30 protein-coding genes are annotated in these 26,995 nt (G+C 51.7%); 28 read left to right on the top strand and 2 right to left on the bottom strand.

Features of this window, described 5'->3' with window-relative positions:
- Positions 1-10: 10 nt before the first annotated feature.
- Together ACE99V_RS01525 and ACE99V_RS01520 are read right to left on the bottom strand one after the other, a co-directional pair.
- Positions 11-1,186: a CapA family protein gene (locus ACE99V_RS01525; protein WP_400489195.1), complete on the bottom strand. Its 1,176-nt coding sequence runs from the start codon at positions 1,184-1,186 to the stop codon at positions 11-13.
- Between the two features lie 223 nt (positions 1,187-1,409).
- A complete protein-coding gene (locus tag ACE99V_RS01520) occupies positions 1,410-1,544 on the bottom strand; it encodes a hypothetical protein (protein ID WP_400489194.1) in 135 nt (44 codons plus the stop codon).
- Between the two features lie 146 nt (positions 1,545-1,690).
- On the opposite strand from ACE99V_RS01520, the gene ACE99V_RS01515 reads away from it, so the two are divergent.
- From ACE99V_RS01515 to ACE99V_RS01380, 28 genes are all read left to right on the top strand, one after another.
- Positions 1,691-2,008 carry a YbjQ family protein gene (locus tag ACE99V_RS01515; protein ID WP_400489193.1) on the top strand — a complete coding sequence of 106 codons (318 nt, stop codon included), beginning with the start codon at positions 1,691-1,693 and terminating at the stop codon, positions 2,006-2,008.
- A 19-nt stretch (positions 2,009-2,027) separates the two neighbouring features.
- Entirely contained in the window at positions 2,028-2,357 is a 330-nt protein-coding gene (locus ACE99V_RS01510; RefSeq protein WP_400489192.1) for an SCP2 sterol-binding domain-containing protein, read from the top strand.
- A gap of 108 nt (positions 2,358-2,465) precedes the next feature.
- Positions 2,466-2,651, top strand: a complete 186-nt coding sequence (locus ACE99V_RS01505) for a hypothetical protein (RefSeq protein WP_400489191.1) — start codon at positions 2,466-2,468, stop codon at positions 2,649-2,651.
- A gap of 60 nt (positions 2,652-2,711) precedes the next feature.
- Positions 2,712-3,605, top strand: coding sequence for an AlbA family DNA-binding domain-containing protein (locus ACE99V_RS01500; RefSeq protein WP_400489190.1), 894 nt, complete (start codon positions 2,712-2,714; stop codon positions 3,603-3,605).
- A 40-nt stretch (positions 3,606-3,645) separates the two neighbouring features.
- Positions 3,646-4,704 carry a hypothetical protein gene (locus ACE99V_RS01495; protein ID WP_400489189.1) on the top strand — a complete coding sequence of 353 codons (1,059 nt, stop codon included), beginning with the start codon at positions 3,646-3,648 and terminating at the stop codon, positions 4,702-4,704.
- Between the two features lie 190 nt (positions 4,705-4,894).
- The gene (gene sucC, locus ACE99V_RS01490) at positions 4,895-6,055 is read left to right on the top strand and encodes an ADP-forming succinate--CoA ligase subunit beta (protein ID WP_400489188.1); all 1,161 of its coding nucleotides are present in this window, start codon (positions 4,895-4,897) and stop codon (positions 6,053-6,055) included.
- An 80-nt stretch (positions 6,056-6,135) separates the two neighbouring features.
- Positions 6,136-7,038: a succinate--CoA ligase subunit alpha gene (gene sucD / locus ACE99V_RS01485; protein WP_400489187.1), complete on the top strand. Its 903-nt coding sequence runs from the start codon at positions 6,136-6,138 to the stop codon at positions 7,036-7,038.
- Between the two features lie 110 nt (positions 7,039-7,148).
- Positions 7,149-8,216 (top strand): DNA-processing protein DprA, encoded by a 1,068-nt coding sequence (gene dprA, locus ACE99V_RS01480; protein ID WP_400489186.1) that lies wholly within the window; start codon positions 7,149-7,151, stop codon positions 8,214-8,216.
- A gap of 124 nt (positions 8,217-8,340) precedes the next feature.
- Positions 8,341-10,416 carry a type I DNA topoisomerase gene (gene topA / locus ACE99V_RS01475; protein ID WP_400489185.1) on the top strand — a complete coding sequence of 692 codons (2,076 nt, stop codon included), beginning with the start codon at positions 8,341-8,343 and terminating at the stop codon, positions 10,414-10,416.
- Positions 10,417-10,433: 17 nt separating this feature from the next.
- Positions 10,434-11,753, top strand: coding sequence for an FADH(2)-oxidizing methylenetetrahydrofolate--tRNA-(uracil(54)-C(5))-methyltransferase TrmFO (gene trmFO, locus ACE99V_RS01470; protein ID WP_400489184.1), 1,320 nt, complete (start codon positions 10,434-10,436; stop codon positions 11,751-11,753).
- A 55-nt stretch (positions 11,754-11,808) separates the two neighbouring features.
- The gene (xerC, locus tag ACE99V_RS01465) at positions 11,809-12,780 is read left to right on the top strand and encodes a tyrosine recombinase XerC (RefSeq protein WP_400489183.1); all 972 of its coding nucleotides are present in this window, start codon (positions 11,809-11,811) and stop codon (positions 12,778-12,780) included.
- Positions 12,781-12,782: 2 nt separating this feature from the next.
- Positions 12,783-13,328 carry an ATP-dependent protease subunit HslV gene (gene hslV, locus ACE99V_RS01460; RefSeq protein ID WP_400489182.1) on the top strand — a complete coding sequence of 182 codons (546 nt, stop codon included), beginning with the start codon at positions 12,783-12,785 and terminating at the stop codon, positions 13,326-13,328.
- Positions 13,329-13,342: 14 nt separating this feature from the next.
- Entirely contained in the window at positions 13,343-14,740 is a 1,398-nt protein-coding gene (hslU, locus tag ACE99V_RS01455) for an ATP-dependent protease ATPase subunit HslU (protein WP_400489181.1), read from the top strand.
- Between the two features lie 42 nt (positions 14,741-14,782).
- Positions 14,783-15,562, top strand: a complete 780-nt coding sequence (codY, locus tag ACE99V_RS01450; RefSeq protein ID WP_400489179.1) for a GTP-sensing pleiotropic transcriptional regulator CodY — start codon at positions 14,783-14,785, stop codon at positions 15,560-15,562.
- Positions 15,563-16,143: 581 nt separating this feature from the next.
- Positions 16,144-16,554 (top strand): flagellar basal body rod protein FlgB, encoded by a 411-nt coding sequence (flgB, locus tag ACE99V_RS01445; RefSeq protein WP_400489178.1) that lies wholly within the window; start codon positions 16,144-16,146, stop codon positions 16,552-16,554.
- Complete coding sequence (gene flgC, locus ACE99V_RS01440) at positions 16,555-17,010, top strand: flagellar basal body rod protein FlgC (protein ID WP_400489177.1); 456 nt, start codon at positions 16,555-16,557, stop codon at positions 17,008-17,010. It abuts the gene before it with no gap.
- Positions 17,011-17,027: 17 nt separating this feature from the next.
- Entirely contained in the window at positions 17,028-17,327 is a 300-nt protein-coding gene (gene fliE, locus ACE99V_RS01435; protein ID WP_400489176.1) for a flagellar hook-basal body complex protein FliE, read from the top strand.
- A gap of 31 nt (positions 17,328-17,358) precedes the next feature.
- On the top strand, positions 17,359-18,945 hold the full coding sequence (gene fliF, locus ACE99V_RS01430) for a flagellar basal-body MS-ring/collar protein FliF (protein WP_400489175.1): 1,587 nt from the start codon (positions 17,359-17,361) through the stop codon (positions 18,943-18,945).
- A 13-nt stretch (positions 18,946-18,958) separates the two neighbouring features.
- Positions 18,959-19,972 carry a flagellar motor switch protein FliG gene (gene fliG, locus ACE99V_RS01425; RefSeq protein ID WP_400489174.1) on the top strand — a complete coding sequence of 338 codons (1,014 nt, stop codon included), beginning with the start codon at positions 18,959-18,961 and terminating at the stop codon, positions 19,970-19,972.
- A complete protein-coding gene (gene fliH / locus ACE99V_RS01420; RefSeq protein WP_400489173.1) occupies positions 19,956-20,777 on the top strand; it encodes a flagellar assembly protein FliH in 822 nt (273 codons plus the stop codon). Before fliG ends, fliH begins: the two co-directional genes overlap by 17 nt.
- On the top strand, positions 20,774-22,096 hold the full coding sequence (fliI, locus tag ACE99V_RS01415) for a flagellar protein export ATPase FliI (protein WP_400489172.1): 1,323 nt from the start codon (positions 20,774-20,776) through the stop codon (positions 22,094-22,096). The genes fliH and fliI overlap by 4 nt, the downstream gene beginning before the upstream one ends.
- On the top strand, positions 22,096-22,542 hold the full coding sequence (fliJ, locus tag ACE99V_RS01410) for a flagellar export protein FliJ (RefSeq protein ID WP_400489171.1): 447 nt from the start codon (positions 22,096-22,098) through the stop codon (positions 22,540-22,542). The genes fliI and fliJ overlap by 1 nt, the downstream gene beginning before the upstream one ends.
- A 9-nt stretch (positions 22,543-22,551) precedes the next feature.
- Positions 22,552-23,445: a MotE family protein gene (locus ACE99V_RS01405; RefSeq protein ID WP_400489170.1), complete on the top strand. Its 894-nt coding sequence runs from the start codon at positions 22,552-22,554 to the stop codon at positions 23,443-23,445.
- Positions 23,446-23,500: 55 nt separating this feature from the next.
- On the top strand, positions 23,501-24,838 hold the full coding sequence (locus tag ACE99V_RS01400) for a flagellar hook-length control protein FliK (protein ID WP_400489169.1): 1,338 nt from the start codon (positions 23,501-23,503) through the stop codon (positions 24,836-24,838).
- A 23-nt stretch (positions 24,839-24,861) separates the two neighbouring features.
- Positions 24,862-25,254, top strand: coding sequence for a TIGR02530 family flagellar biosynthesis protein (locus ACE99V_RS01395; protein ID WP_400489168.1), 393 nt, complete (start codon positions 24,862-24,864; stop codon positions 25,252-25,254).
- A 109-nt stretch (positions 25,255-25,363) separates the two neighbouring features.
- A complete protein-coding gene (gene flgG / locus ACE99V_RS01390) occupies positions 25,364-26,185 on the top strand; it encodes a flagellar basal body rod protein FlgG (RefSeq protein WP_400489167.1) in 822 nt (273 codons plus the stop codon).
- An 80-nt stretch (positions 26,186-26,265) separates the two neighbouring features.
- The gene (locus tag ACE99V_RS01385; protein WP_400489166.1) at positions 26,266-26,487 is read left to right on the top strand and encodes a flagellar FlbD family protein; all 222 of its coding nucleotides are present in this window, start codon (positions 26,266-26,268) and stop codon (positions 26,485-26,487) included.
- A 13-nt stretch (positions 26,488-26,500) separates the two neighbouring features.
- Positions 26,501-26,959 carry a flagellar basal body-associated FliL family protein gene (locus ACE99V_RS01380; protein ID WP_400489165.1) on the top strand — a complete coding sequence of 153 codons (459 nt, stop codon included), beginning with the start codon at positions 26,501-26,503 and terminating at the stop codon, positions 26,957-26,959.
- Positions 26,960-26,995 lie beyond the last annotated feature (36 nt).

Here is a 26,995-nt window from a genome sequence, read left to right as displayed (position 1 = left end):
AACCGTTATTTCAAGGTTTTTTTACCGTTCCATCCGACTCGATGCGCACGTTCGTCGAGATTGCTTCTACGCGCTCCAGCAGCTTTCTGCCGTCCTCTTCGTTCATCGGTACCGATCTCCCCAGCTCCGCACGGTACGGGAGCATTTTCAAATCACAGCTTTGTTTGGTGCACGTTGCCTGCAGCACCATGGTTTCCCAAGTTTTTGCATAGCTGGAACGGGTGAAAATGAAGTTGCCCAGGCTGTACGCGATCCACTTGTTTTTGTACCATTCGAATCCTTGCAGCACATGCGGGTGTCCGCCGATGATCAGGTCGGCGCCTGCATCAATGTACCGGCGGGCCAGATCCCTCTGGTGGTCAACGGGATAATCCTCCTTCTCCTTGCCCCAATGCGCTATGACAATAACGAGGTCTGCCTTCTCTTTTGCTCTTCGAATGGCTTCGATCGCCCGTGTCGGGTCGTAGGAAACGGCGAGGCCCGGCTTGTTTTTGCCGGCATACCAGCTCACTTCAGGGACAACCCTGCTGAATCCAAGGAAAGCCAGCTTGATGCCGTTCCGCTCAACCAGGACTGGTTCGTACGCTCGGTTTGCGTCGGTACCTGCACCGACGTATTTCACATCGTTCGCATCCAGTACCTTAAACGTGTCAAGCAGACCATCCACACCTTGGTCCATCGAATGGTTGTTTGCCAGATTCACAAGATCGACACCGCTTGCTTTTAGCGGAGGGACTGCCTCCGGAGGCGATTTATACACGTACTCTTTATTCGCCGGCGTACCGATTTTCGTCACTGGTGTTTCCAGATTGGCAATCGTATAATCATCGCGCTGAAAGATCGAGCTCACATGCGCATACGGGTAATCGTACCCGTTTTCTTTCAGCATGGTTTCTACATTGCCTGACATCATCACATCTCCGACAAACGTCAGATTGACTTGCGGCTCCACGCTGCCGGCTTGCGTCTCGCTGCCTGGCAGGGCTCCGTTTTCAATCGGTTGAGGAGGGTGATCCGTTTCGCCCGGTTGAGAAATCTCGTTAGGAGGATTTGCAGGGAGATTCAGATAGGCGGCAATCAGAAGAAATACACCCAGCAAGGTTCCCGTTAGCACCATCAACCAGCTTTGTCTGCGTCGTTTTTGCTTGCGTTCGGCTTTTATTCGATCCGTTCTCGTTCGATACATGGCTCTCCCTCTTTTATGTAATGAAACGCTTCTGTCTCTATTTGTCTTCCCATGGACAACATGTTTCCATTTTTCATCCGCCACGTTCAAAATACCACAGTTTGTCAAAGAATGACTGGGGAGAAATGACTATCATCAACATGAATTTCTGGAAGAGGCGAAGACCCTCTGCCGAATGAACACGACAGAGGGCCTGTGTCTGTATCTCTATCTGGCCAATTTGTTACTGGTCCTGTTCCTTTTGGTCGCCTTTCTCCAGGATGGCGTTGATTTCGCCCGTGTCCCCTTTGGCGTTGATCAGCTCCACCAGCTGTGTCAATGCTTCCGTCTCTCTTTGCCGGTCGTTTTCTCTTGTCATATCGCTTCTCCACCTTCATTGTGAGGTTAGTCGTAGGTTGAACCGTTTTTCCTAATCATAACCGGTAGAGAAAAACTTTTGTATCTTTTTGGTATTTCAGCCATAATGAAAAGAGGAATCGGAAAAGGAAGAAGGAGGGAATCAACATGATCGTGAGCACCACCAGCACACTTCAGGGCAAGGAGATTGAACAGTACATTGGAATCGTCAGCGGAGAAACCATTATGGGGGCCAACGTGGTTCGTGACTTCCTGGCTGGCATTACAGACATTATCGGTGGCCGAAGCGGCGCCTACGAGAGCAAACTGGCCGAAGGGCGTGAGCTTGCCATTGAAGAAATGAAGACAAAGGCCCGCCGCATGGGGGCCGACGCGGTAATCGGCGTTGATCTCGATTTTGAAACACTGCGTGACGGCATGATGATTTGCGTCGCCACGGGAACCGCGGTAAAACTTAAAAAATGAATCTACAGAGGAGAAAGCGATGTCCGTGCAAGCGACGTTGTCTGTACTTGCAGAAAAAATAAATGAAAATCCGAAAGGCATATCCGGCTTTCAGGCCGTCTACCAGTTCCACTTGAGCGGAGAGGACGGAGGTACGTACCAGGTGAAATTTGCGGACGATCAAGTCTCCTTCCATCAGGGGACTTTGGATGAACCAAAGTGCATATTGGAGATGTCTGACGCCAACTTTATCAAGTTGGTCAAGGGTGAACTCAACCCCACTTCCGCTTTCATGATGGGCAAACTGAAAGTAAAGGGAGACCTGTCCCTTTCCTTGAAGCTCCAGTCCATTTTGCAAAAATATCAATAACAACATTTCAAGTGGCATCCTGTGCATTCAGGCATGCCGCTTGCTGATTTTTTAGAAGATTGCATATAATGTAGGGGGAGAAAGGATTCGCTTGTCAGGAGGGCAGTCATGAGCCAAACCTATTTTTTTACCGGTTTTCCCGGCTTTACAGCAGGCCGGCTGATCAAACGCCTGTTACAGCGTAACGAACATGCGCGTTATATTCTTCTCATCCATCCCAGTCAAGAGGAACAACGCCTGATTCCAATGAACCAGGTAAAAGAACGTTTTCTGCTCAACGAAAAAAAGTGGTAAATAAGTGAAAGTCCCATTACAATAAGACCAAAGAACTACACCAATAGAACGAGGGGAATTATGCGATATTTCTGTAATTTTCTTGCCGCCATCAACCGAGTCAGTGAGCATGAGGTTCAGTTTGATCTGTACCATCTGCTGAAGCGGCGGGATGAACAGCGTGAACTGTTGAAACCTGGAGTTTCATTGCCGCGTCACTACTTCGATTTTCTGTTGCACAGCGGAGTTCTGGAAGTAGAAGCGGCTGAATCTTATGAACCGTCGACGCTTCAATCCGCCGCTATTGGCATGAACATCAAATCGTTGGGCAGCAACGTGCTGTTCGATATGTGCTTTTCTGCGCAAACGTACAAGTTGTGGCAGAATGCCGACGCGTTTATCGAGGAAATTACCCTGCCCGCCGATATATTTGAAGAATACGTCTACCGGCTGGGGGCGATCAGTCGCTTCCGCTACCTGGGACGGATAGAGGATCCGATAGTGGCGACCGAACTGGGCGAAAACGACATGATCGAATTTAAACGGGACTTTTTGTATTCCAAAAACGGCATCATTAAAACAGTCGTAGCTTTTGCCAACTCCAACAATGGGAATTTGTTTCTCGGTATCTCCGATGAAGGGGAGATCATCGGGGTCAACCAAGAGTTGGAACAATATGGCGATCCAGACAAGTATATTCTCGCACTTACACAATATATTCAAGACAAGACAACCCCAATGCTTACGCCATTCCCGAAAATTTCGCTAAAAAAGGTGGGAGACAAGCATGTGGTGGCCATTTTTGTCGAGGTCGGATCGGAGTTGATCTGCGGATTGGATAAGAATGGGGAAAAGTACGTTGCCATCCGTACAAACAATCGCTCCGTCATCGTTAAGGATCCACACCAGATTGGGGAAATCTACGTCAAGCGCAAATTGGGCAGCGAAATCAGCCGCCGCTTGGGACTTCTGTAAAATTCGTATGGGCAGCGAATACGAATGGGAGGATTTCTTCATGAGAACTTGTTTACGTCTGTTCCTGTATCCGGTTTTGTTGGTCGGCTTGTTATTGACCGGCTGCTCTGCTTCATCTGAGCGCCAGTTGTCCGAAATGAAAGAACAAATAGACCTGGAAGTGGGAGCAGTTCAGAAAGTCGCGGTACTGTCAACAGATGGACAAGAGGTCGCATTGGACCCTGCGGCGTTTCTCAACGATCTTCCTGCTGAAGGGAAAGAGCTGGAGCTTTCGGATACGCCGCTCGAGCGGGAAGATGTTCGATATACCCTGATCCTGTACAGGAAAGTAGAAGCGCCTCTGGTGCTGGAGGTGGGCGAGCGAGCCAGCCGGTTTGGTGACAAAACCTACGGGGGAAGCGGTGCTGCAAATTTTTACAGGTGGGTACGTCAATTGACGGGGGAAGCGCTGCTCCAATCCAGCGTACGCACGGCTGACCTTGTTGCAGACGACTTGGGCCGCTCGGTATCGATGACGGAACAGGAAGCGGCTTCCCTTTGGCAGACACTTCAGTCCGCGGATTATCTGGAAACAGTCGAGGAAAAACAGTACCCGCTGTACCCCCGCTACCGCTTGAAACTGGACATGGGAGCAGGACATCTGGAGGCTACCGTTCTGACTCCGACGATGGTGTCCATTCCGTTTGGAAAAGAGACGCATTATTACCGAATTCAAGGGTCACTGTTCTCCACATTGACAGAGTGGTTGCCGCCAAATCACGTCAGCACGGATCCATTTGAATCCCTGTTCAAAGCGGATGAAATCCACATTCAGCCGATGGCCAACCTTGCGATTCAGCAGCAGGTTCGCAAGATGTCCGACTCCACCATTGACCTGGGGATGTCTCATCAGTGCATCCGTCTCTTGAAGAGCGGGATCCTCCAGAGCAAACCGACCGCGCTTCCGCGGCAGGAGAACTATCGCATCATCTTTGTCAGCGGTGAAACGAAAAGTACGGTACAGATGTACGATCGGTATTTTGTCTACGACGGCAAGGTGTACACCCATGGCGGTGTCGATCAGAGCGTGTTGGACCTGCTGAATGCAAAAAGAAAATAATCGAATGTTCTTATGAACTTCCATTCTTCTGGTGAGGATAAAAGAGAAAGTATCATTGCACTACCACTTTTGCGAAATTTGTCGTAGAATAGAAATGTTGCACTGATAGTGGTTGATTTGATCAATGGAAGCAGAAATCCTCTCATTGGTCAAAATCTGCCGATCTTTATCTGCCATAGGAGGATGGAGAATGAACATTCATGAGTATCAAGGCAAAGCGATACTTAAGCAGTACGGTGTAAAAGTTCCGGAAGGACGCGTAGCCTTCACCGTCGATGAAGCGGTGGAAGCGGCGAAGGAACTTGGTACACAAGTCGTAGTGGTGAAGGCACAAATTCACGCTGGCGGCCGCGGTAAAGCCGGCGGTGTAAAAGTTGCCAAAAATCTTGACGAAGTTCGTACATACGCCGAACAAATCCTCGGCAAGGTTCTGGTTACTCACCAAACCGGTCCGGAAGGGAAAGAAGTGAAGCGTCTTCTGATCGAACAAGGCTGCGACATAAAAAAAGAGTACTACGTTGGCCTTGTAGTGGATCGTTCAACAGGACGTGTCGTGATGATGGCTTCCGAAGAGGGCGGTACGGAGATCGAAGAAGTAGCGGCTCATACCCCGGAAAAAATCTTCAAAGAAGTGATCGATCCGGTTACCGGTCTGAATATGTTCCAAGCAAGAAGACTGGCATATGCCATTAACATTCCAAACGAACTGGTGAATAAGGCTGTCAAGTTCATGATGGGCCTCTACCAGGCGTTTGTGGAAAAAGATTGCTCCATCGCGGAAATCAACCCACTTGTAGTAACCGGAGACGGCGAAGTGATGGCTCTCGACGCGAAGCTGAACTTCGACAGCAACGCGCTGTATCGCCACCCTGACATCGTTGCGCTGCGCGACCTGGACGAAGAGGACGAGAAGGAAATCGAGGCGTCCAAGTACGATCTCTCTTACATCGCTCTCGACGGCAACATCGGCTGCATGGTAAACGGTGCAGGTCTGGCTATGGCAACCATGGACATCGTGAAGTTCTATGGCGGTGAACCGGCCAACTTCCTCGATGTAGGCGGCGGCGCTACCGAAGAGAAAGTAACGGAAGCGTTCAAGATCATCCTTCGCGACGAAAAGGTGAAAGGCATTTTCGTCAACATTTTCGGCGGCATCATGAAGTGCGACGTCATCGCAAACGGTGTTGTCAATGCGGCGAAACAGGTAAAACTGGACAAGCCGCTGGTCGTCCGTCTGGAAGGTACGAACGTCGAGCTCGGCAAGAAGATCCTCAACGAGTCCGGTCTCAATATCGTGGCTGCAGAATCCATGGCTGACGGCGCAGAAAAAATCGTATCTTTGGTGAAGTAAGGTTTTTCGCTTTCAACGAAAAACTTCTCTCGTAGTAAACAGTCGACTAGATACGTGAGAAAAGGTGGGAAAAATACGCGATGAGTATTCTCGTAAATAAAAATACAAAGGTGATTACGCAAGGGATTACAGGTGCAACAGGGCTGTTCCACACCCGCGGCGCCGTGGAATACGGCACACAAATGGTGGGCGGTGTCACCCCTGGCAAAGGCGGCACCGAGGTTGACGGTATCCCGGTATTCAACACCGTAGCAGAAGCAGTTGAAAAAACAGGGGCAAACGCTTCCGTTATCTATGTTGCGCCGCCGTTCGCAGCTGACGCGATCATGGAAGCGGTAGATGCGGAACTGGATCTCGTGATCTGCATCACCGAGGGGATCCCTGTTCTGGACATGGTGAAAGTAAAACGCTACATGGAAGGCAAGAAAACCCGCCTGATCGGACCGAACTGCCCGGGCGTCATCACTCCGGGCGAATGCAAAATCGGTATTATGCCTGGCTACATTCACACCCCGGGTAAAGTGGGGATTGTATCCCGCTCCGGTACGCTGACCTATGAAGCGGTTCACCAAACCTCTACCCGCGGCATCGGTCAATCGACCGCTGTCGGTATCGGTGGTGACCCTGTAAAAGGCATGGAGTTCATCGATGTACTGAAACTGTTCAATGAAGATCCGGACACCGAAGCTGTCATCATGATCGGGGAAATCGGCGGTACTGCGGAAGAGGAAGCAGCCGAATGGATTGCAGCCAACATGAAGAAGCCGGTTGTAGGCTTTATCGGCGGACAAACGGCGCCTCCGGGAAAACGCATGGGCCACGCAGGTGCGATCATCTCCGGCGGCAAAGGTACTGCGGCTGAAAAAATCGCGAAGCTGGAAGAGTGCGGTATTCGCGTAGCGAAAACTCCGGCTGTGATCGGTGAGACCCTGGTAGAGGTGCTGAAAGAAAAAGGCCTTCTGGAAAAAGTATTGAACAAATAAAAACGGAACCAGTTGTCGAAAGAGGACGAGCCCATTCGTCCTCTTTTCTTTTTGAGCGTGCCTCTGTCTCTTTTTATTATAAGGAAGAGAAAGAATGGGAGGCGTAGGCAATGCGGGAAGAGATAACAGAACTGTGGGAACGAGACTGGCTGTACTCTCTGGTGATCACACCGGGCTTGGGACGCAGGCGGCTGCGGGATATGTACAACGAACGAGGTTCTTTTCAAGAAGTAGCCGAGCATTTCTTCGACATCACAGGACAAATAACGCGTGAACAAGTCGTGCTGGACAAACAGGCCCGACTCCGTAACGGAGTGGAGTTTGTCTCCTTTCTGGACGAGGAATATCCAGAGATGCTTGGTGAAATTCCGGACCCGCCGCTCCTTTTGTTCTATCGCGGCGATTTGGCCCTGCTAAAACAGCCCTGCATCGGAGTGGTTGGTTCTCGCAAGCCGACGGCGTACGGGCGTGCCGCGTGCGGGTTTCTGGTGAAACAACTGGTGGATGCGGGCTTTGTCATCGTCTCCGGCCTCGCATACGGCATAGACGGAGAAGCTCATCGAACGGCGCTTCGCCAGGGAGGAGGCACCGTGGCGGTGCTTGGCTGCGGAATCGATCAGGTGTACCCGTCGTCCCATCGAGCCCTTTATCGGGAAATTAGCTCTTCAGGCCTGGTTCTTTCGGAGTACCCGCCGGGCATTCCTCCCGTGCCGGGTTTGTTTCCCGAACGGAACCGCATTGTCAGCGGGTTGAGCTGCGGGGTTTTGATCGTAGAAGCGGCAGAGCAAAGCGGTTCGTTGATCACCGCCGATTGCGCCCTGGAGCAGGGGCGTGAGGTGTTTGCTGTTCCGGGACCTATTTTTTCGGAAGTGAGCGCCGGCCCGCATAACTTGATAAAACAAGGTGCAAAGCTAGTAACAAGCAGCGCAGACATCGTGGCGGAATGTACGCACTTGGTTTTGCCGGCTGCGCCCGTCGCTTCAGACAACCGCTTGGATGGCATCGAACCGGAGGAAAAACGCCTGTTTGAACGCCTCACGTATGAAGCGGCGCATTGGGATGAGCTGTATGCATCGGTGGGGCCGGCCGACCGTCCTACGCTGAATCGCAGTTTGCTGCGATTGGAGGCAAAAGGGTTGGTGTGCAGCTTGCCGGGAGGGTACTATTCGCGAAAATAACGGACCTGCCCTTTGCCCATCCTCCCTTTTAAACGCGAATGCAGCGGCAGCGGCAAGTGTTTGACAAATTGGATTGCCGTATTTAATAATAGGGGAGATTCATAACTGAAAGGGGAGGAAAAAGTTGGCTGATACGCTCGTTATTGTCGAATCCCCGGCGAAAGCGAAAACGATTGGAAAATACTTAGGCAGCAAATATATAGTAAAAGCGTCAATGGGCCATGTGCGAGACCTCCCGAAAAGTCAAATGGGTGTTGACGTTTCACAAGGGTTCGAGCCCAAATACATAACCATTCGCGGAAAGGGAGACGTTCTCAAGACGCTGAAGGATGCCGCCAAAAAAGTGAAAAAGGTATATCTGGCGGCCGACCCGGATCGCGAGGGAGAAGCGATTGCCTGGCATTTGGCACAGTACCTTGGACTTGATTTGAACCAGCCGCTCCGTGTTGTCTTTAACGAGATTACCAAGGACGCCATCAAGGAAGCCTTCAAGCATCCGCGGCACATCAACATGGATTTGGTGAATGCCCAGCAGGCCCGACGCATTCTCGACCGGCTGGTGGGTTATAACATCAGCCCGATTTTGTGGAAAAAGGTGCGAAAAGGTTTGAGTGCCGGCCGTGTACAATCGGTGACCGTAAAATTGGTCATCGATCGGGAAAAAGAGATTCAAGCGTTCACACCGGAAGAATACTGGACCATAACCAGCAAACTGCTCAGTCAGGGTAAAGCGTTTGAGGCGCGTTTTCAAGGCTTTGGCGACGAAAAAGCGGAACTGAAGTCGGAGGCGGATGTAAAGCAGGTACTGGAGCGGATCCATAAGCAGCCGTACGTGGTTCAAAAAGTAACCAAGCGGGAGCGCAAGCGAAACCCTGCTCCTCCGTTCATCACCAGTTCGCTGCAGCAGGAAGCAGCAAGAAAACTTAATTTTCGCACTGCCAAAACGATGATGATCGCCCAGCAACTATATGAAGGGATCGATTTGGGAAAGGAAGGTACGGTCGGTCTCATTACCTATATGCGTACCGACTCTACCCGGGTATCGCAGACGGCACAGAATGAGGCCAAGGAGTATATTCTGGAGAACTTTGGGACAGATTATATCCCTTCCGAGCCACGCACTCAGGCGAAAAACGAAAGGGCCCAGGATGCACATGAGGCGATCCGCCCGACGTCGGTGCTGCGTACGCCGGACGATATCAAGGAATACCTCTCCCGCGACCAGCTTCGGCTGTACCGGTTGATTTGGGAGCGCTTCCTCGCCAGTCAAATGGCTTCCGCCGTTTTGGACACAATGAGCGTCGATATTGACGTAAATGGCGTTACGTTCCGTGCCACCGGCTCCAAAGTGAAGTTCCCGGGTTTCATGAAAGTATACATAGAAGGAACTGACGACGGCAAGGAAGAAGAAAGCTTCCTGCCGCCGATTGAAGAAGGACAGACGCTCGATCTGCAAGAAATCGAACCCAATCAGCACTTCACCCAGCCTCCACCCCGCTACACGGAGGCGCGCCTGGTCAAGACGCTGGAGGAGCTGGGGATCGGGCGACCGTCTACCTATGCGCCGACACTGGAGACCATTCAGAAGCGAGGGTACGTCGCCCTGGAAGAAAAACGCTTTGTCCCGACAGAGCTGGGGGAAATCGTCATTTCGTTGATTGAGGAGTTTTTTCCGGAAATTCTCGATGTCGAGTTTACTGCTCACATGGAGTCCGATCTGGACAAGGTGGAAGAAGGAATTGCCAACTGGGTAAAGGTGTTGGATCACTTTTATCAGGACTTTTCCAAGCGCGTGGTTGTGGCCGAGGAGCAGATGGAAGAAGTGGAGATAAAGGACGAAATTGCCGACGAGAACTGTGAATTGTGCGGACGCCACATGGTCTACAAACTGGGCCGCTTTGGCAAATTCCTCGCCTGCTCCGGCTTTCCCGATTGCCGCAACACGAAACCGATCGTCAAAGAGATCGGTGTCACGTGTCCGCAGTGTGGAACCGGTTCGATTATTGAACGTAAGAGTAAGAAAAGCCGTATTTTTTACGGCTGCAACCATTATCCCGAATGCGAATTCGTCTCATGGGACAAACCGATTGCCCGTCCCTGCCCGAAATGCGGCAGCATGCTCGTAGAGAAAAAGCGCAAGAAACAGGGCGTCAGCATCGTCTGCACGAAGTGTGACTACCAAGAAGAAGCAGATGCATAGGAGGAAGTGTAGAGGACATGACCCAACCATACGTAACAGTCGTTGGCGCGGGACTGGCGGGAAGCGAAGCGGCGTGGCAAATCGCCCAGTCCGGCGTCGCGGTCAAACTGTATGAGATGCGCCCGAAAACGCAAACCCCGGCCCACCACACCGATAAATTTGCTGAACTGGTGTGCAGCAACTCCCTGCGTGCCAATTCTTTGACCAACGCAGTCGGTGTGCTCAAGGAAGAGATGCGCCGGTTTGAATCGGTCATTATCGGCGCCGCAGACAAATGCGCCGTTCCTGCTGGCGGGGCCTTGGCAGTAGACCGGCATGAATTCGCCCAATACGTGACCGATTCCGTGCGCAACCATCCGCTGATTGAGGTGTATAACGAAGAGATCACGGAGATCCCTGACGGAATTGTCGTGATTGCCACAGGGCCGCTGACATCGCCCGCGTTGTCAGAACGGTTGAAACAGCTGACCGGTGAAGAGTATCTGTATTTTTACGACGCTGCTGCGCCGATCATTGAAAAGGACTCCATCGACATGAACAAGGTGTTCGTCGCATCCCGTTATGACAAGGGGGAGGCGGCCTACCTGAACTGTCCGATGTCGGAAGAGGAGTTTGACCGGTTCTATGAGGCGCTGATTACGGCAGAAGCCGTTCCGCTGAAGGAATTTGAAAAAGAGATTTTCTTCGAGGGCTGCATGCCGATTGAAGTGATGGCCAAGCGTGGGCGTCAAACGATGCTGTTTGGACCGCTCAAGCCGGTTGGTCTGATTGACCCGCGTACCGGCAAACAGCCGTTTGCCGTTGTACAGCTTCGCCAGGACAACAGTGCGGCAACGTTATACAACATCGTCGGCTTCCAGACCCATTTGAAATGGCCGGAACAAAAGCGCGTCTTCTCGCTGATTCCAGGCTTGGAGAACTGCGAAATCATCCGCTACGGCGTGATGCACCGCAACACGTTCATCAACTCGCCGAAGCTGCTTCGCCCCACCTACCAGTACCGCGATCGCGATACGCTGTTTTTCGCAGGTCAGATGACCGGTGTGGAAGGGTATGTGGAATCGGCCGCATCCGGATTGCTGGCGGGCTTAAACGCGGCCAGGCTGGCAATAGGCGAGGACCCCATCGTCCTGCCGCCGGAGACCGTAATGGGCAGCATGGCCCACTACATCACCACTACCGATCCGAACCACTTCCAGCCGATGAATGCCAACTTTGGCTTGCTGCCAAATCTGCCGGTACGCATTCGCAACAAAAAAGAAAAAAACGAAAAATTGGCTGAGCGGGCGTTGGACACAATTCAGAATTTTACACAAAACAGACACAATTACGGTTGATATTCGTTTTCATGCTGTGTTACTATTAAGGTGCTTTGAGGAGAGTGCATGTGAGATGGACATTTCGTCGAAAATATCCACGGATGAGATAGAAATGTTTACCAGCTACTTACAAGTGGAAAAGAACGCCTCTCCCCATACGGTGAAGCAGTATGTTGCAGATATCAACGAATTCGTCGCTTTTATGGAACAGCACCAAATCACCGTATTTGCTGCTGTTTCTTATTTACACGGCCGCTCGTTTTTGGCCCATCTCGGCAAACGTGGACTGTCGCGGAAGAGCATTGCGCGGAAGCTCTCGAGCCTGCGCAGCTTTTACCGCTATCTCATGAGGGAAGGCAGGCTGGAACAAAACCCGTTTCAGCTGGTTTCCACCCCGAAGGTGGAGAAAAAACTCCCTTCCTTTCTATATCCCCATGAAATACAGCCTTTTTTTGAATTGCCCGATGTCTCGACACCGCTTGGGCTTCGAGACCGTCTGATCTTTGAATTGCTGTATGCAAGCGGCATGCGTGTGACTGAGCTGGTCACACTGACGGTTGACGCAGTCAATCTGTCGGCGGGTGTCGCTCTGGTTTACGGAAAAGGGGCAAAAGAACGCTATGTTCCAATCGGCAGTTATGCCTGTGACGTGCTTCGGCAATACCTGGAGTATGGGAGAGGCCGATTGCTGGCAGGCAAACAGGACCCAGGACACCTCTTCCTGAACTACCGGGGAGAGCCGTTGTCCGATCGCAGCGTCCGGCGTGTGGTTGACAAGTATATAGAAACGCATGCGCTGAATCTGAATGTTTCCCCCCATACGTTTCGGCATACGTTTGCCACCCACATGTTGAATGCGGGGGCCGATTTGCGGACGGTGCAGGAACTGCTCGGGCATGTCAATATCTCGACGACACAGATCTATACACACGTGACCAAAGAACGGCTCCGACATGTCTACGATGCCGCTCATCCACGTGCCAACCCTAGAAGCGCGAACGTGAGTGATTTGCCTGCAGTCAGCTCAGTTAGAGTGGAGGAATGACGATGGAACAGTTTCACGCGACAACGATTTTTGCCGTTCACCATAATGGCGGGGCGGCAATGGCGGGCGACGGGCAGGTCACCTTCGGCAACAGCATGGTGATGAAGCACGGAGCCAAAAAGGTGCGCCGCCTCTATCGCGGAGAAGTGATTGCCGGTTTTGCCGGTTCGGTGGCTGATGCGATCACGCTGTTTGAAAAGTTTGAGGCCAAACTGGAAGAGTATCACGGAAACCTGCAGCGCGCTGCGGTGGAACTGGCAAAAGAGTGGCGTACTGACAAGATATTGCGGCGTCTGGAAGCGATGATGATCGTGATGAATCGTGAGCACCTGCTTCTCGTGTCAGGCAACGGTGAAATCATTGAGCCTGACGATGGCATACTTGCAATTGGTTCCGGCGGCAGCTTCGCGCTTGCAGCGGGGCGGGCGCTGAAAAAGCATGCCCCTCACCTGACGGCGCGAGAGATCGCCGAAGCTGCCTTGTTGACGGCAGCTGAGATTTGCGTCTTTACCAATTCAAATCTGGTAGTGGAAGAGATGTACCAATAGAAGGGAGGATTTCTATGCTGGCCTTTGAGCAATTGACTCCCCGCAAGATTGTGGAACACCTCGACAAGTACATCGTCGGGCAAGCCCAGGCGAAAAAAGCCATCGCAGTGGCACTGCGCAACCGTTATCGACGCAGCCGCCTGCCGGAAAACATGATCGAAGAAGTGGTGCCGAAAAACATTCTGATGATTGGACCGACCGGTGTGGGCAAGACGGAAATTGCCCGCCGCATCGCCAAGTTGACGGGAGCACCCTTTGTAAAAGTGGAAGCGACCAAGTTTACTGAAGTAGGCTACGTCGGACGAGATGTGGAATCCATGGTTCGCGACCTGGTGGAAACAGCCATTCGCAACGTAAAGCAGGAAAAGATGGAGTCCGTGAAGGAAAAGGCGGAGAAGCTGGCCAACGAAGCGATTGTCCATATTCTTGTTCCATCCCGCAAGCAGCAGAGCTCCTTCAAGAATCCGTTGGAAATGCTGTTCGGCGGGCAGCAAAACACCCAGACTCAGGCCAACGATCCAGAGGAAGCGTCCCTTGAACAGCAGCGGAGACAGGTATCCTGGCAGCTGGCTGCCGGGCAGCTGGAAGATCAAATGATTGAAATTGACGTAGAAGACCAATCTCCGTCTATGTTTGATCTGTTTCAGGTTCCGGGTACTGAACAGATGGGGATGCAGATGCAGGATATGCTTGGCAGTCTTCTTCCCAAGCGAACGAAGAAGCGAAAATTGCGAATAAAGGATGCCCGGAAGGTATTAATTCAACAACAAGCGCAAAAACTGGTGGATATGGACGAAGTTATTCAAGAATCGATTCGCCGCGCCGAGCAGCACGGTATCATCTTTATCGACGAGATTGACAAAATCGCCGGAAAAGACGGCCGTGGACCCGACGTTTCGCGCGAAGGCGTCCAGCGGGATATTTTGCCGATCGTCGAAGGTTCTACTATCATGACCAAATACGGTCCGGTGAAAACCGACTACATCCTGTTTATCGCTGCAGGAGCGTTCCACATGGCGAAACCGTCCGATCTGATTCCGGAGTTGCAGGGACGCTTTCCGATTCGCGTTGAGTTAACGAGCCTGCGCGAGGAAGATTTTGTGCGCATCTTGACCGAACCAAAAAACGCGCTTCTCAAACAATACAGTGCTCTTTTGGAAACAGAAGGGATTCGCGTCGAGTTCACATCGGATGCGATTCACGCGATCGCTCGCCTTGCTGCAGAGGTCAATCAGACGACCGACAACATCGGGGCGCGGCGACTGCACACCATGCTGGAGAAGCTCCTGGAGGACCTCTCCTTTGAAGCGCCTGACATTCATCTCGATGTTGTGCAAATTACCCCGGAATACGTAAACGAAAAGCTTGGCAGCATCGTGGGGAATCGAGATTTAAGCCAATATATTTTGTGATGAGTTGGTTGAAAACCAAACATTTTTGGGAGGAAAGTCAAAATGGATCTGTTATCAAAAACCAGAAGGATTAACCGCATGCTTCAGAAGTCTGCGGGCCACGCTGTAAACTTTAATGAAATGGCACAAGTGTTGAGCGACGTGATCGAAGCGAACATCTTCGTCGTCAGCCGCAAAGGCAAACTGCTGGGGTTCGCCATTCACCAGGAAGTGGACAACGCCCGCATCCGTAAGATGCTGGAAGAGCGCCGTTTTCCGGAAGAGTACAGCCTCGGTCTCTTGAAAGTGGAAGAAACCTCTGCCAACCTGGACATTGACAGCCCGTACACGATTTTCCCGGTGGAGATGAAAGAGGTATTCCGCACCGGCTGGACCACTCTCGTTCCGATCATGGGCGGAGGAGACCGGTTGGGTACACTGATTTTGGGGCGCGTCAACAATCAGTTTGTGGACGACGACCTGATTCTCGCAGAGGTAGGTGCCACGGTAGTAGGGATGGAAATTCTCCGTGAGCGCTCGGAAGCGATCGAAGAGGAAGCCCGCAGCAAGGCGGTCGTTCAAATGGCGATCGGCTCTCTTTCCTACAGCGAGTTGGAAGCGGTGGAACACATTTTTGAAGAGTTGGAAGGCAAGGAAGGTCTGCTCGTCGCTTCAAAAATTGCCGACCGAGTGGGTATCACCCGTTCCGTGATTGTAAACGCGCTGCGCAAACTGGAAAGCGCCGGAGTCATTGAGTCACGGTCGTTGGGGATGAAAGGAACATTCATCAAGGTGCTGAACGAAAAACTGTTGCCGGAACTGGAAAAATTGAAAACTTCGTAAGCCTGGAAGACGGTTGATAGTTTCTGACAGGGACTCACAAGGAAAGGTGCTGCGACTACTGGCGCGGCACCTTTCTTTTTGGGTGTATAAGAATTTATAAATTTGGACATCTCATACAGCCGCTAGAAAAGTGTTCGGGGCCCCGCCCGGCGAAGAAAGGGACCCCACTCGGCACATACTGGGCCCCGCCCGACCCAGCGAATGCTATGGTCGGGTGGGTGGAGCCTAGCTAACGCCGAGTGGGTCGAGGATAGCGAATGCCGGGTGGGTTTTCTTGATGAATTCTAGGACTTTTGAACTAATATTTATGAAAAAATTTTCATAAAAAATAATCAAACAATTCCATTTTTCATAAAATGTGGTGCCAAATTAGGAATTTCATGAGAAATACTAACAATATTCGGCAATTTAAGGGATTTAGTCCCATTGAATCATTTTCAGGTCCCCCTTGAAGATAGGGCTTTTTTCGTCATTGTGATTTTGATATGATTTATTCGTATTCCGTGTCGAATAAGAAGGAAATATTGGAACTTTTGCAGAAAGAACAGAGAAGAAAATTGTCGGGAGGGGGGAAATCAACCATGCTGGAAAGCAATCATTTGCGTATATTGGAGCGTTCACTCGATGTTGGCATGCTTCGGCAACGTACCATTGCCAACAACATTGCAAACATCGACACCCCTCAATATAAAAGCAAACAGGTGGTATTTGAGGAGATGCTGCAACTGGAATTGGCTGGTTCTCAGCCGAAATTGCAAGCCTACCGTACAAATGAGCGGCACATTCCGTTTGTCCCGCTAGGCAGTGTGCCTGCTCCGCAAGTGATCTCCAATCCCAACGCAACCGTGCAGATAAACGGGAATGACGTCGATTTGGAATATGAGATGAACCAGCTGGCAAAGAACCAAATCTGGTACAACGGCTTGACTCAACTGACAGCCGGTCATTTCAATAAACTGCGCAGCGTGATTGATGGTGGAGGGAGATCCTAGATGATGATGTTCCGGGGAATGGATACCAGCGCGTCGGCCCTTACGGCAAATCGACTTCGCCTTGATACGATCGCGGCCAACATCGCCAACGCCAACACGACGCGAGCCAATCTGGTAGATGGAGTTTGGCAGCCGTATCGTCGCAAATTGGTAGAGCTGGCGCCAAAGTCCAACCAATCATTTGAGAACGTACTGCAAGCGGCGGTGGGGACAGTTTACGGACAGACCGAACAGGGGGTGCGGGTAACCGCGATTCGGGAGGACAATACTCCGTTCAAACGAGTGTATAATCCGGAGCATCCCGATGCCAACGAGGAAGGATACGTTTTGCTCCCCAACGTTGATGTGATGAAAGAGATGGTAGACATGATTTCAGCTTCTCGGGCCTACGAAGCAAACGTGACCGTCCTGAACGCAACCAAGAGCATGATGATGAAAGCTTTTGAGATCAAGTAGAGAAAGGCGTGTAATCCATGGACATCAGCAGTTTAGCCAGAATCGGAGCTGTCCAACCGCAGACGGCAGCGAAACCGACAACGCCTGCAGAGGTGACAAAATCCTTTTCTTCCTTTCTCACCGATGCGTTGGATCAGGTTAACCAGGCGCAGGTGGAATCTGCCCATTTGACGGACAAGTTTGCAGCAGGGCAGATTCAAGACGTCCATCAAGTCATGATAGCGAGCCAAAAGTCGTCCCTTATGCTGCAATTGACCATGCAAGTGCGTAACAAAGTCATCGAGTCCTACCAAGAAATTATGCGCATGCCTATCTAACTGTAGTTGCTATTCCTTGGTGAGGTGAACCATGAACGAACGTCTAGCAGGATATAAAGAACAGATAACAGGAAAATGGAATCAGTTTTCAACCAAACAAAAGTGGATGATATCTGCAACCGCATTGTTTCTCCTCATCTCACTCGGTCTATACATATACATAGCATCCCAACCTGTGTATCAGCCGCTTTATAACCAACGGCTGAGCGAGCAGGAAATTGGAGTCATCAAACAGGAGCTGGAAAGCCGGCAAATACCCTACCGCATAACCGGAAACGGCACTGGGATTGAAGTGCCGGAAGTAATGGCTCAGGACGTGATCGTCGACCTGGCTGCGCAAGGGATACCCAGTGAGGCGGGAATCAATACGGAAATTTTCTCCAGCACCAGCACACTCGGTGTGACGGATCGACAGTTTGACGTTCTAAAAAAAGAAGCGCTTCAGCAAGAACTGAGGAAGATGCTGGAACGGGTAAAAGGAGTTCGCGCCGCGCAGGTGATGATTACCCTGCCGCAAGAGAGCGTATGGGTGACCGAAACACCTGACAAGGCCACCGCTTCTGTCATTGTTGATGTAGAACCGGGAACGCGACTGGATCAAAAACAAATCAATTCGCTCTATCTGATCGTTTCCCGCAGTGTACCAAAACTGCCAACTGAAAACATTACCATTACGGACCAGTACTCCAACTTGTTGGAACTGGCCGAAAACACGGAAGTTGCTGGATCGCTTACCCTCTACGAACAACAGGAAAAGATAAAAGCCGAAGTCGAGAAAAAGATTCAGCAGAACCTCTACAATCTGCTCGGCACCATCATGGGACGGGACAAGGTAATCGTACACGCTGCCGTCAAGATGAACTTCGACAAGGAAAACCGCGTGGAAAATCTGGTGGAGGCGCCGGACAAGGAGAACAACGAAGGGTTAATCATTTCTGCGCAAAAGTTATCCAAAACGTTCTCCGGCCAAGGGACACCGCCGGGTGGAGTTGGCGGTACCGGTCCAAACGACGTTGCGAGCTACCCTGGAGGCAGTTCGCAAGGCGCAAACAGCCAGTATGAAGAGCTGAACGATGTGGTAAACCGGGAAGTAAATCGGATTACCCGAAACATTACCATGAGTCCGTACCAGATTGAAGACATCTCCATTAACGTCGGGGTAGAACCTCCGGCAGGCGGTCAATTGGACGAGCAGACGATGGAGAACATCAAGCAGGTGCTGCGCAATGTCGTACGGGTAACGCTGAGTGAAAAAAACGTCGAGCTTACACAGGAACAGCTGGACGGACGCATTTCCGTATTCCCGCGAACGTTCTCCGGCAAAGTGGTCGTAGAAGAGACAAGCTCTCTCAGTCCCGCTCTTCTCTATGGAACAGGGATTATTGCCCTGTTGGCTCTTGGTGCCGTCGCATTTCTCATCTATCGCAGGCGAAATCAAGCGAATCTGCAGCAAGAGGAAATGCCGGATCTGCAGCCGCCGCAGCCGTTTGAGGTACCGGACCTCGTCTATGCGGAAGATGACGACCAGGTCGTTGTCCGGAAGCAGTTGGAAAAGTTAGCGCGCAGCAAGCCGGACGAATTTGTCGTCTTGCTTCGTACATGGTTAGCTGAAGATTAGGGAGTGAAAGCAGATGGCTCGCGGCGCCAAAGAGTTGACCGGAAGACAAAAGGCTGCGATTCTTCTCATCTCACTCGGACCGGAAGTTTCCACACAGGTTTTCAAACATCTTCGTGAGGATGAGATTGAGCAGCTTACATTGGAAATTGCCAATGTCAGAAAAGTAGATTCCGATGAAAAAGAGAAGATTCTTTCCGAGTTCCACCAGATTGCAGTGGCAAAAGAGGTAATCTCCCAGGGCGGGATTACCTACGCGAAAGAAATCTTGCAAAAGGCTCTGGGTGAGAGCAAAGCGATGGACATCATCAATCGCCTGACAGCAAATCTGCAGGTTCGTCCGTTCGACTTTGCCCGCAAGGCAGATCCCAGCCAAATCTTAAACTTTATCCAGAATGAGCATCCGCAAACCATTGCCCTCGTGCTTGCCTACCTGGAACCCACGCAGGCGGCGATGATTCTTTCCGCACTGCCGCAGGAGCGTCAGGCAGATGTCGCCAAACGGATTGCGTTGATGGACAGCACATCTCCGGAAGTCATTGCCCAGGTGGAACAGGTACTGGAGCAGAAGCTATCGGCAACGGTGACACAGGACTACACGCAAGCGGGTGGCATTGAGGCGATTGTCTCCGTGTTAAACGGCGTCGATCGCGGTACCGAACGTACCATTCTGGATTCCCTGGAGATTCAGGATCCCGAGCTCGCAGAAGAAATCAAAAAGCGAATGTTCGTATTCGAAGACATCGCGACGCTGGACAACCGTTCCATCCAACGCGTCATACGCGACGTGGAAAATGCGGACCTGCAGCTCGCGCTCAAGGTGGCCAGCGAAGAAGTTCGGGAGACGATCTTCCGCAACATGTCCAAGCGGATGGCCGACACGTTCAAGGAAGAGATGGAGTTTATGGGCCCCGTTCGTCTGCGCGACGTCGAAGAAGCGCAATCGCGGATCGTTGCTACCATCCGCCGCTTAGAAGAGGCGGGTGAGATCATCATCGCTCGCGGCGGAGGAGATGATATCATTGTCTAGGATCATCAAATCAGCCCACTACTCGGCGTCGGAAGAGAAGGTAATTCTATCGGTGAAATCTCTTCCGATATTAAAGACGGTAGTTTCATCTGAAAGGTTGCAAGAATTTGAAGAAAAAATGAAAAGTGCGGAAGATGAAGCGCAAACAATCCTTCGGGATGCTGAGGAAACTGCTTCCAAGATGCTTCACGAAGCGGCGCAGCAAGCGGAGCTGCTGAAACACCAGGCGCTTGCCGAAATTGAACAATGGTGGCAAGAGAGGCGTCAGGAAGCGGACGGGCTGTTTCAACAGACGCTGGAAGAAGCCAGGCAACAAGGATTTGCCCTCGGGCGCGAGGAAGGCAAGCTTCAGGCCATGCAGGAAGAGCAAGAGGCCGTTCAAACGGCGAAACATGTATTGGCCCAAGCATTCGCCGAAAAAGAGAGGATTATCGCGGAAGCGGAGCCGTTTTTGGTTGAATTGAGCATGGAAGTGGCGAAAAAGGTGATTGGGGATGAACTCAATACGTCCCCGGAGCCGGTGCTGGAGATAGTCCGGAGGGTGCTGCGCCGCTCTCGCGTACACGGAGACATAACGGTTTGTGTCAACCATCGGTATTTTGACTATGTACAGGAGCACCGGACGCAACTGTTGGCGCTTCTGGATGGCCAGGCCGAACTGTCAATTTATCCGGATCATACGGTACGGGACGGAGGATGTGTAATCCGTACACCATTTGGAAGCGTAGATGCTCGCATCGATACCCAGCTTGCCGAAATCAAACAGGTTTTACTGGACATTGCGCGGGGAAGTGAAGGGAAATGACCTTTCTGAACATCGCGAAGTACAAGGAAACCCTGCAGGAGATAAACCCGATCCGCGTAAACGGGAAAGTAACCCAAGTGGTGGGACTGACGATTGAGTCTCAGGGGCCGGAAGTGAAGCTGGGTGAAATCTGCCAGATCTATTCCCAGCACGGCGAGGAGCCCATATCTGCAGAGGTAGTGGGTTTCCGCGACAATAAAGTTCTGCTGATGCCCTTGGGCGAACTGACATCCATCGGTCCGGGCTGTGATGTGGTGGCAACAGGACGAGCCCTCTCGGTAAAGGTGGGGCCGGAGATTTTGGGAAAGGTGCTGGACGGATTGGGACGACCCATGCAGGGAGGAAGCCTTCCCTTTGGACTCATTCATTATCCGACGAACAACATGCCGCCCAATCCGTTGCTTCGTCCGCGCATCTGTGAGCCGCTCAGTGTGGGGGTTCGTGCCATTGACGGCCTGTTGACGATCGGGAAAGGACAGCGCGTGGGTATTTTCGCCGGATCCGGTGTGGGGAAGAGCACACTGATGGGAATGATCGCCCGCAATACCACCGCCGACGTCAACGTTATCGCACTGATCGGGGAACGTGGGCGCGAGGTGATGGAGTTTATCCACCGTGATCTGGGGGAAGAAGGACTGCAGAAGTCCGTTGTGGTGGTCGCCACTTCTGATCAACCGGCGATGATCCGAATCAAAGGGGCGATGATAGCCACCTCGATCGCCGAGTATTTCCGCGACCGCGGGCTGAATGTCATGCTGATGATGGATTCGGTTACCCGTTTTGCCATGGCGCAGCGTGAAATCGGACTGGCGATTGGAGAACCTCCGGCGACGAGAGGATATACGCCATCTGTTTTCGCTGTATTGCCAAAGCTCCTGGAGCGGGCAGGGACTGCGGATAAAGGAAGCATCACCGCGTTTTACACGGTCTTGGTCGACTCCGACGACATGAACGATCCGATTGCGGACGCGGTCCGCGGTATTCTCGACGGACATATCGTCCTCGACCGCAAAATTGCCCATAAAGGTCATTTTCCGGCGATTGATGTTCTGCAAAGCGTCAGCCGTGTCATGAATGAAATCTGTTCCGACCAGCATCTGGAAGCTGCGAGACAGTTGAAACGCCACCTAGCGACTTATCGGGAAGCGGAGGATCTCATCAACATCGGCGCCTACAAGCTGGGAACGAACAGGGAGATTGACGCAGCGATCCGCTACCGCGATATCATTCGAGACTTTACGGCGCAGGGAACACACGAACCGTCTGATTTCGCCACTACCATTCAAGCGTTAACCGCTCACTTTGGAGGGTTATCATAGTGAAAACCTTTCAGTTTCATCTGCAAAAGGTTCTCGATCTGAAAGAGAAAGAAAAGGAACAGGCGGCATGGGCCTTCGGAAAATCCGTTCAACGGCGCAACGAAGAGGAGAACAAACTTTATCGCCTGACGGAGATTCACGATGAAGTGACGCAAATGCTGCATGCGGTACAATCACAGACATGCAGCGCCGCAGAGTTGATTGAAATCAACCGCTACCGTCAATCGGTCGAACGCTCGATTACCGCCCAACAGCGAACGCTTTACGGTTGTGAGCAGGAAGTGGAACAGTGCAAACATCGACTGACGAAGCAAATGCAGGAGACGCAGCTGTGGCAACGCTTGCGGGAAAAAGCGCAGGAACATTTTGTCGAAACAATAAAGAACCACGAGCAAAAATGGTTGGACGAAATCGGCACCCAGCTTTATCTTCGCAGAAGTCTCTAGGAGGTACATATGGAAGATATCCGAGAAGAGAGGGAATACAGCAGGTGGGAATGGTTCTTCTATATGATATTGATTCCCGCCCTGTTTGCCAGCATCCTCGGCGGAGTGCTGTTGAGCCTGCTGGGTGTCAATGTGCTGGGGAAGGTTCTCGATTGGGCCAATACCATCCCATACGTAGAAAAAATCGTCCCGGACCCCGGCCCTGAAGCTGCCTTAAAAGAACCTGACCTGGACAAGCAGGTTGCGGCCTTAAAAGGCGAGCAGGCCAAAAACAAGCAGACGATCGCCGCTCTGGAAGAAGAAGCAGCGAAAAAAGAGTCAACCATTCAGGCTTTGCAGGCACAGATTCAGAACCTGCAAAAATTGATGGAAGACAAGCGGACGACGGAGGAAGAGCGGCAAAAGCAGTATCAGGATCTGGCCAAGCTGTATACGACGATGTCTGCCAAAAATGCTGCCTCCATCGTTGGAAATTTGAGTCTCCAGGAATCTGTCACGGTATTGACCAAGATGAAGCCGGAACAGCGGGCAGCCATTCTGGAAAAAATGGACCCGAAAAAAGCGGCTGACATTTCCATCCTGCTGAAGGATACGGTCGTCAACAAGGATGACGACATTGCCGCTCTTCAGGAACGCGTCCATGTACTGACCAAGGCGCTGAGCGAAACGCGGCAGGATTCAACCAGTCTGGACCAGCTGATCAATACCTTTTCGCAAATGCCCGCAGAAGATGCGGCCAGCATCCTTCGCAAATTGGTGGGTACCAGCCAGAGCAGAGTGATTTCCATTCTGGCGGGAATGGCGAATGACAAGCGAGCGCAAATTCTCTCTGCCATCGCGAAACAGGACGCAACATTGAAAGAAAATGTCGCCGCTCGTATCACCAACGAGTTGCTTCGATAAGCATATTTGTGCTTGTCGTTCCTATAGCAACAAAATACCAAAGGAGGTGATTGAGATGAATGTAGTCAACATGATGGCGACGCTCGGCAGTCCGAACGTGGCAAGCGTCATCCCGCAAGAGTACGCCGGAATGGGGAATCTGTTCGCCCTGCAAATGGGAAACGCCTTGCAAAACATGCAGCAGGCCGATGTACTCTCCACACGAACCGGCGACCTTAGCGCCGAAGATGTGGAACAGCTGGAAGACTTGTTGGCCATGCTTCAGCAACTGCTTGATTCGGGTATCGTTCAACAGCAGGAATTGGCTCCCCAGGTAGAACAGAAGCTGGATTCGCTGGATAAGGCTTTAGCCCAACTGCAAAAAGCAAGTACAGCGGTCCTGAACCAGGAGGACAGTCAACGCCTCATCGCTACGTTCACTCAGCAGGGCCTGTCGAAGGAAGCTGCGACGAAAGCAATGGATTTGCTTGTCTCTTTGTCACAAGCGGGAGACACCATCAAGCAGCCCAAATGGCAGGATACAGGGAAGCAGGTTCAGGAGTTGTTTGCGGCACTTGGCATGCATCCAAAGGAAGACGGCAAAACGTTCGCAATGGACCGACGTTCCCTATCGGCAGTGCCGTCAGTGTCAAAAGCAGATTGGCCTCAAAGCATGGCTTTCGCATCGTCCCAATTGAAGATGGAGACGGTGAAATCCGTGCAAACGCTGCGAGTTCATCAGGCGCTGTCACGCTATCAGGCCGAAGCCGGCATCAACAACGTCCCGGCTGCTGTGGAATCGGTGAACAGGATGGCCGGTCAGTCAGACAAGCAGACGGCAAGTGAAGGTACGCCGCTGCCTATCCAGACACCGACTGTGCCTGTGTCTACCGTGCAAGTCAGTGGATCGACACAGCAGGCTATGAGCAACAACGGTTACATCGTGCATGGCAATGAGTTTGCCCAAAAAGTGAGTGAACTGTTTGTGAAGCAGATGAAAATCGGTACCGCCAACGGTGTGAGCGAAGCAAAGCTGATTTTGTACCCGCAGTCACTGGGACAAGTTGATGTGAAAATCACCTCACACAACGGACAGATCACGGCCCAGTTCTCCGCAGAGACCGCAAACGGCAAGGAACTGTTGGACAACCAGCTGCCGCAGCTGCGCGCAGCGTTGACGCAGCAAGGTTTACAGGTCGATCGACTGGAAGTGACGCAGCAGCAGACACATCAATTCAGCTTCCAGCAACAGCGCGAACAATCGCGACAGCAACAGGATAGCGGACGCCGGCAGCAAAAGCAGCAAGAGGAGCAAACGGAGTTCTCTCTGGAATCGCTCGTGGATCGTTCGGAGCCCATTGCAGCGATGTGGGATCGCTTGAAGAAGGCTGCAGGAATTGAATACTCCGCTTAAGGGAGCCAAGAGGGGGGGAAGTCATGAACCACTCGTTTCGCGTGGGACAAACCTATTTTCCTCCGAAGCCGCATAGCATCACCAAAGCACCTGGTCCCCAAACCGTTCAAAAGCCGTTCCAGCAATGGCTTACAGATTCACTGCAGCAGGTGAACAATACAAAACCGCTCTCCTTTAGCCAACATGCGATTCACCGCTTGCAGGAGCGCGGTATTGAACTGACGGAACCGGACCTGACTCGCTTGGAAACAGCTGTACAGAAAGCGGCGAACAAAGGCGCCAAGGAATCATTGATCATGATGGACAACGTCGCCTATGTCGTCAGCGTAGTCAATCGCAAGGTGATCACGGCGGTGGACGGAGCGAGCATGAAAGACAATGTCTTTACCAACATCGACAGCGCCGTTTTTGTCTAAAAACCTACAGAAGAAAAAAAGGGCTGGCCCTCTGTGAGGAAGCCCAATCGGATTACCGACCGACTGAGGTAATCATCTGTGATACCAAACTTGAGGGGAGATAATAAAGATGCTTCGTTCCATGTACTCCGGCATTTCCGGTCTGCGCGGTTTTCAAACCAAACTGGATGTAATCGGCAACAACATTGCGAACGTTAACACGGTTGGCTTCAAGAAAAGCAGAGTCATGTTCCAGGATATCCTCAGCCAAAACATTCAGGGTGCGACTGCACCGTCTGAGGATGGCGGAAAAGGCGGGGTTAACCCGATGCAGGTAGGCCTTGGCTCAGCGGTGGGTTCGATCGAGATGGCGTTTTCCAGCGGCAGCCCGATGACCACCAACCTGCCGACAGACTTGTCCATTGAGGGTGAAGGATTTTTCATGGTACGCGGTTCGGATGACGGCCCGATCTACTATACCCGCGCCGGTAACTTTACTCGCGATGCACAGGGATTTCTGGTCAATTCACAAGGGATGAAGCTCCTCAGCACCGATGGTGATGCGATCCAGATTTCCCGCAACGACGGCATTACCTCTTATTCCATCGGAAAAGACGGTGTGATTACGACCGTGGATGACACGGGTGCGCTTGACACCCCGTATACTGTGGGAATCATGTCCTTCAACAACCCGGCCGGCTTGAAGAAAGTCGGGAATTCCCTCTACGAGTATACGGGTAACGCAGGTGCTCAGGGAGACGATCCGACAACACCGCTTTCCCCGACTGACGCGCAGGTAAACATCATCTCCGGACAGCTGGAAATGTCCAACGTTGACCTGTCCGAAGAATTTACGGAAATGATCGTGGCACAGCGCGGATTCCAGGCGAACTCCCGGATTATCACCACGTCCGATACCGTACTGGAAGAACTGGTTAACCTGAAACGATAACGGGTAGGTAATTGATATGAGTGTGGATGGAAGGGCATCAAGCCCTTCCTGATCCCGCTCGATTTTCGAAGGAGTCAGTCATGATTAAACTCACTCGCTTTAACGGCGGCAGGTTTTATCTCAACATTACCCATATTGAAACGGTGGAATCCACCCCAGACACCGTGATTACCCTGATCAACGGCAAAAAGTACATTGTCAGGGATCCTGCAGACGAAGTAGCTGCGCAGATTACTGCCTTTTATCAACGCGCCCACACGGCAAGCGTAACTCCGCGTCTGACTGACGATTCTATCGAATAGCGGGAGGCCTACGATGTTTCAAAACAAACTGTTTAACATGGCACTTATTGTCATCATCGCAATTTCGCTGCTCGGTGTGGTTTCCTTCGTTCTGTGGCAGACGTATCTGTCACCGGCGGCACAAACCGCGGCCCACGAAATACCGAAAGAGGAAAAGCCTCTGACAGCGGAAGAAATGCAAGAGTACTCTTTGGACACCGACAAGATTACCACCAATTTGCTCACCAATAACTACATAATTATTCGTTTCACCATCACCACTGACAGCGTGGAAGCAAAAGAAGAGCTGGAACAGCGGCTTCCGCAGGTAAAACAGATCATCATCAAAACGTTGGCCGGACTCTCCCCGGAAGACATCAAGGGAACAGAAGGCGTCAACAAGCTGGAAGCCAAAATCATGAACGAGACCAGCGCCCTCATGCAGGAAGGGAAAATCGTACAAGTGATCACGACAGAACGCGTGTTGCAGTAACAACGCGATGCAGATATACATAGCCGGGAGGTGACG

Source organism: Brevibacillus soli (assembly GCF_044759095.2).
In the GTDB taxonomy this organism is placed as follows: domain Bacteria; phylum Bacillota; class Bacilli; order Brevibacillales; family Brevibacillaceae; genus JBIYSM02.
This window is presented reverse-complemented; position numbering and strand designations above follow the sequence as displayed.

Coding starts and splice junctions, on each gene's coding strand:
- xerC (WP_400489183.1), top strand. CDS start 11,809: ATGGACATTTCGTCGAAAATATCCACGGATGAGATAGAAATGTTTACC.
- ACE99V_RS01495 (WP_400489189.1), top strand. CDS start 3,646: ATGAGAACTTGTTTACGTCTGTTCCTGTATCCGGTTTTGTTGGTCGGC.
- fliE (WP_400489176.1), top strand. CDS start 17,028: ATGGACATCAGCAGTTTAGCCAGAATCGGAGCTGTCCAACCGCAGACG.
- flgC (WP_400489177.1), top strand. CDS start 16,555: ATGATGATGTTCCGGGGAATGGATACCAGCGCGTCGGCCCTTACGGCA.
- fliI (WP_400489172.1), top strand. CDS start 20,774: ATGACCTTTCTGAACATCGCGAAGTACAAGGAAACCCTGCAGGAGATA.
- hslU (WP_400489181.1), top strand. CDS start 13,343: ATGCTGGCCTTTGAGCAATTGACTCCCCGCAAGATTGTGGAACACCTC.
- ACE99V_RS01505 (WP_400489191.1), top strand. CDS start 2,466: ATGAGCCAAACCTATTTTTTTACCGGTTTTCCCGGCTTTACAGCAGGC.
- ACE99V_RS01515 (WP_400489193.1), top strand. CDS start 1,691: ATGATCGTGAGCACCACCAGCACACTTCAGGGCAAGGAGATTGAACAG.
- ACE99V_RS01405 (WP_400489170.1), top strand. CDS start 22,552: ATGGAAGATATCCGAGAAGAGAGGGAATACAGCAGGTGGGAATGGTTC.
- fliF (WP_400489175.1), top strand. CDS start 17,359: ATGAACGAACGTCTAGCAGGATATAAAGAACAGATAACAGGAAAATGG.
- ACE99V_RS01385 (WP_400489166.1), top strand. CDS start 26,266: ATGATTAAACTCACTCGCTTTAACGGCGGCAGGTTTTATCTCAACATT.
- ACE99V_RS01380 (WP_400489165.1), top strand. CDS start 26,501: ATGTTTCAAAACAAACTGTTTAACATGGCACTTATTGTCATCATCGCA.
- fliG (WP_400489174.1), top strand. CDS start 18,959: ATGGCTCGCGGCGCCAAAGAGTTGACCGGAAGACAAAAGGCTGCGATT.
- codY (WP_400489179.1), top strand. CDS start 14,783: ATGGATCTGTTATCAAAAACCAGAAGGATTAACCGCATGCTTCAGAAG.
- trmFO (WP_400489184.1), top strand. CDS start 10,434: ATGACCCAACCATACGTAACAGTCGTTGGCGCGGGACTGGCGGGAAGC.
- flgG (WP_400489167.1), top strand. CDS start 25,364: ATGCTTCGTTCCATGTACTCCGGCATTTCCGGTCTGCGCGGTTTTCAA.
- sucD (WP_400489187.1), top strand. CDS start 6,136: ATGAGTATTCTCGTAAATAAAAATACAAAGGTGATTACGCAAGGGATT.
- flgB (WP_400489178.1), top strand. CDS start 16,144: ATGCTGGAAAGCAATCATTTGCGTATATTGGAGCGTTCACTCGATGTT.
- sucC (WP_400489188.1), top strand. CDS start 4,895: ATGAACATTCATGAGTATCAAGGCAAAGCGATACTTAAGCAGTACGGT.
- ACE99V_RS01510 (WP_400489192.1), top strand. CDS start 2,028: ATGTCCGTGCAAGCGACGTTGTCTGTACTTGCAGAAAAAATAAATGAA.
- fliH (WP_400489173.1), top strand. CDS start 19,956: ATGATATCATTGTCTAGGATCATCAAATCAGCCCACTACTCGGCGTCG.
- ACE99V_RS01395 (WP_400489168.1), top strand. CDS start 24,862: ATGAACCACTCGTTTCGCGTGGGACAAACCTATTTTCCTCCGAAGCCG.
- dprA (WP_400489186.1), top strand. CDS start 7,149: ATGCGGGAAGAGATAACAGAACTGTGGGAACGAGACTGGCTGTACTCT.
- hslV (WP_400489182.1), top strand. CDS start 12,783: ATGGAACAGTTTCACGCGACAACGATTTTTGCCGTTCACCATAATGGC.
- ACE99V_RS01500 (WP_400489190.1), top strand. CDS start 2,712: ATGCGATATTTCTGTAATTTTCTTGCCGCCATCAACCGAGTCAGTGAG.
- ACE99V_RS01520 (WP_400489194.1), bottom strand. CDS start 1,544: ATGACAAGAGAAAACGACCGGCAAAGAGAGACGGAAGCATTGACACAG.
- ACE99V_RS01525 (WP_400489195.1), bottom strand. CDS start 1,186: ATGTATCGAACGAGAACGGATCGAATAAAAGCCGAACGCAAGCAAAAA.
- ACE99V_RS01400 (WP_400489169.1), top strand. CDS start 23,501: ATGAATGTAGTCAACATGATGGCGACGCTCGGCAGTCCGAACGTGGCA.